Origin of the sequence: Pseudomonas sp. 20P_3.2_Bac5, assembly GCF_025466035.1 — a bacterium.
Classification (GTDB): Bacteria; Pseudomonadota; Gammaproteobacteria; order Pseudomonadales; family Pseudomonadaceae; genus Aquipseudomonas.
In genome coordinates, this window is the sequence record NZ_JANLOA010000133.1 from 153,678 (window position 1) to 157,405 (window position 3,728).

The 3,728-nt window shown below is 63.4% G+C and carries 3 protein-coding genes and 3 tRNA genes; all 6 read left to right on the top strand.

Translation table 11 applies throughout. The features are described from left to right. Window positions 1–2: 2 nt before the first annotated feature. On the top strand, window positions 3–1,214 hold the full coding sequence (locus tag NTD88_RS27085) for an O-succinylhomoserine sulfhydrylase (RefSeq protein WP_095155652.1): 1,212 nt from the start codon (window positions 3–5) through the stop codon (window positions 1,212–1,214). After that, on the top strand, window positions 1,211–1,984 hold the full coding sequence (locus NTD88_RS27090) for an SDR family oxidoreductase (protein WP_095155653.1): 774 nt from the start codon (window positions 1,211–1,213) through the stop codon (window positions 1,982–1,984). Before NTD88_RS27085 ends, NTD88_RS27090 begins: the two co-directional genes overlap by 4 nt. Window positions 1,985–2,186: 202 nt before the next feature. Continuing rightward, window positions 2,187–2,262 (top strand) — tRNA-Val (locus NTD88_RS27095). 79 nt (window positions 2,263–2,341) lie between these two features. Further along, window positions 2,342–2,418, top strand: a tRNA-Asp gene (locus NTD88_RS27100). A 99-nt stretch (window positions 2,419–2,517) separates the two neighbouring features. Further along, window positions 2,518–2,594, top strand: a tRNA-Asp gene (locus NTD88_RS27105). Window positions 2,595–2,864: 270 nt separating this feature from the next. Then, window positions 2,865–3,632, top strand: a complete 768-nt coding sequence (locus NTD88_RS27110; RefSeq protein ID WP_262155369.1) for a thioesterase II family protein — start codon at window positions 2,865–2,867, stop codon at window positions 3,630–3,632. Window positions 3,633–3,728: the final 96 nt, after the last annotated feature.

Below are 3,728 nucleotides of genomic sequence, written 5' to 3' on the forward strand. Positions count from 1 at the left end.
GCATGACACAGGAATGGGATGCCGGGCGCCTGGACAGCGACCTCGAAGGGGTCGCTTTCGATACGCTGGCGGTACGCGCCGGCCAGCATCGCACGCCGGAAGGTGAGCACAGCGATCCGCTGTTCTTCACCTCCAGCTACGTGTTCCGTACCGCGGCCGACGCCGCGGCGCGGTTCGCCGGCGAAGTTCCAGGCAACGTCTATTCGCGCTACACCAACCCGACCGTCCGGGCCTTCGAGGAGCGCATCGCCGCCCTGGAAAGCGCCGAGCAGGCGGTCGCCACCTCCACCGGCATGGCCGCGATCCTGTCCACGGTAATGGCGCTGTGCAGCGCCGGCGACCATGTGCTGGTCTCGCAGAGCGTGTTCGGTTCGACCATCAGCCTGTTCGAGAAGTACTTCAAGCGCTTCGGCGTGCAGGTCGATTACGTGCCGCTGGCGGACCTGTCCGCCTGGGAACAGGCGATCAAGGCGAACACTAAATTGCTGTTCGTCGAGTCGCCGTCCAACCCGCTGGCCGAACTGGTGGATATCGCCGCGCTGGCCGAGGTTGCCCACGCCAAGGGCGCCATGCTGGTGGTGGACAACTGCTTCAGCACCCCGGCGCTGCAACAGCCGTTGAAGCTGGGCGCGGACATCGTCGTGCACTCGGCGACCAAGTTCATCGACGGCCAGGGCCGTTGCATGGGCGGTGTGGTTGCCGGTCGCAGTGAGCAGATGAAAGAAGTGGTGGGCTTCCTGCGCACCGCGGGTCCGTCGCTGAGCCCGTTCAACGCCTGGATCTTCCTCAAGGGTCTCGAAACCCTGAGCCTGCGCATGCGCGCCCACTGCGCCAACGCACAGGCTCTGGCCGAGTGGCTGGAGCAGCAGGACGGCATCGAGAAGGTTCATTACGCCGGGCTGGAAAGCCATCCGCAGCACGAACTGGCCAAGCGCCAGATGACCGGCTTCGGTGCGGTAGTGAGCTTCGAGGTCAAGGATGGCAAGGCGGGCGCATGGCGCTTCATCGACGCTACCCGGTTGATCTCGATCACCGCCAACCTCGGTGACAGCAAGACCACCATCACCCACCCGGGCACTACCTCCCACGGCCGTCTGTCGCCGCAGGAACGTGAGGCCGCCGGTATCCGCGACAGCCTGATCCGCGTCGCCGTGGGTCTGGAAGACGTGGCCGACCTCAAGGCCGACCTCGCCCGTGGACTGGCTGCACTGTGATCGACTGGTCGGTTGCCGAGAGCAGCCATAATGGCCGCGTGGCGCTGGTTACCGGTGCCGCTCGCGGCATCGGCCTGGGCATCGCCGCGTGGTTGATCGCTGAAGGCTGGCAGGTCGTCCTGACCGACCTTGACCGCGTGCGCGGGGCCAAGGTCGCCAAGGTGCTGGGCGACAATGCCTGGTTCGTCGGCATGGATGTCGCCGACGAAAACCAGGTCACCGTCGGCGTTGCCGAAGTGCTCGGTCAGTTCGGCCGCCTCGATGCACTGGTGTGCAACGCGGCGATCGCCGATCCGCACAACACCACCCTGGAAAGCCTCAGCCTCCATCACTGGAATCGCGTCCTGGCGGTCAACCTGGGCGGCCCGATGTTGCTGGCCAAGCACTGTGCGCCGTATCTGCGCGCTCATTGCGGGGCCATCGTCAACCTGGTGTCGACCCGCGCGGGCCAGTCCGAACCCGATACCGAGGCCTATGCCGCGAGCAAGGGTGGGCTGCTGGCCCTTACCCATGCGCTGGCCATGAGCCTGGGCCCGGAGATTCGCGTCAACGCCGTCAGCCCTGGCTGGATCGATGCCCGTGATCCTTCTGTGCGCCGTGCCGAACCGTTGAGCGAGGCCGACCATGCGCAGCATCCGGCGGGCCGGGTAGGGACCGTGGAAGATGTGGCGTCGATGGTCTCGTGGCTGTTGTCGAAGAACGCGGGGTTCATCACCGGTCAGGAGTTCGTCGTCGACGGCGGCATGACCAAGAAAATGATCTACCAATAACAGTCAGCGAACGCCGGCTGTTTTCATGTTGCGGACGTTGAGGTGTGTGCTAGCACCGCAGGTTTGGGTGTGAAGCGGGGAACAGGTTTTTTGCCCTTTTTGAAAAAAAACTTCAATGGGGGTATTGACTTAGGTTCGGCACCTGCGTAAATTTCGCGGCCTCAGCGAAGCAAACGTAACAAGGCAACACAGGTTACGAATTGGGTGATTAGCTCAGCCGGGAGAGCATCTGCCTTACAAGCAGAGGGTCGGCGGTTCGATCCCGTCATCACCCACCACTTCCTGAGATGTTCCTGGCCCGGATCAATTCGAAAGAAGCGATCTACCAGAGAGGAACAGGACGCAAGTCCACACTGCGCAGCGGTAGTTCAGTCGGTTAGAATACCGGCCTGTCACGCCGGGGGTCGCGGGTTCGAGTCCCGTCCGCTGCGCCATTTTTCTCCAGATCGGTTTAACGACCGGTTTGAGGTCCGAAGGTCTCGAAGCCTTCAGGCCAGATCCCAGTTTCAAACGGACGAAAGTCTGTGAGATACGCAGCGGTAGTTCAGTCGGTTAGAATACCGGCCTGTCACGCCGGGGGTCGCGGGTTCGAGTCCCGTCCGCTGCGCCATACTCGCCTCGAGGCCCTTGAACTCCTCGAAGCAACGAAGAAAGCGACCTTAGGGTCGCTTTTTTCGTTTCTGTCGTTTCATTTTTTCAGCGCCAATGCCTCCCCCATCGCGGCTAACAGCCGCTCCTACAGGTTCCGCGTCAACCCACGGCGTAGCCCCTGCAATACGCCCCCAGTTGCGACTAATTATTTCCACCCCCCATCCGTTCTTTTTGGAGACAAGCCCGGCCGTTGTCATGGCCGGGGCGTGCATCCACAGGAAAACGATAAATGGGCATCGATCGCGAAGCACCCGGCCTGACTCTGTTCTGCCTGCCTTATTCCGGCGCCAGCGCCATGTGCTACAGCCCCTGGCGGCAGAAGCTGCCGGCCTGGCTGCGGGTGCGCCCGCTGGAGCTGCCTGGGCGTGGCATGCGCATGGATGAGCCGCTGCAGACCGACATGGTGGCGCTCGCCAATCACCTGGCCGACGAAATCGCCGTCGAACTGGACCGTCCCTACGCGCTGTTCGGCCATAGCCTCGGCGGCCTGCTGGCCTTCGAGCTGGCCCATGTCTTGCGCCAACGCGGCCTGCCGGCGCCGCTGGCGCTGTTCGCCTCGGCCACGGCAGGTCCGGCCCGGCGCGATGTCAGTGAATACGCCATCGAGAAAAGCGACACCGAACTGATCACTCGCCTGCGCGAGTTGGGTGGCACCAGTGAAAGCGTGATCGCCAACGAAGAACTGCTCGAACTGATCCTGCCGATCCTGCGCGCCGATTTCCTTCTCTGCGGCAGCTTCGCCTATGGCCGGCGCGAGCCGCTGGCGGTGCCGATCCATGTGTTTGGCGGCAAGCGCGACACGGTCAAGGTCGAGGAACTGCTCGACTGGCAGGAGGAGACCAGCACCGGTTTCTCCCTCGACATGTTCGAAGGCCATCACTTCTACCTGATCGACGAACAGGCCCACCTCCTGCGCCAGTTGCGCCGCTACGCCGACCAGCATCTGGCGCGCTGGCGCAACCGCAAGGCCCTGCAACCCGCCCGCGCGGCCGGTTGAGCAGCACTGCTGCACACGCGCCGGCCGCTGCGGGCGCGTTTTCTTTTCGATACCCCGACCCTTTTTTTGCCAAGCCGAATCTAGCAGGAACCCATC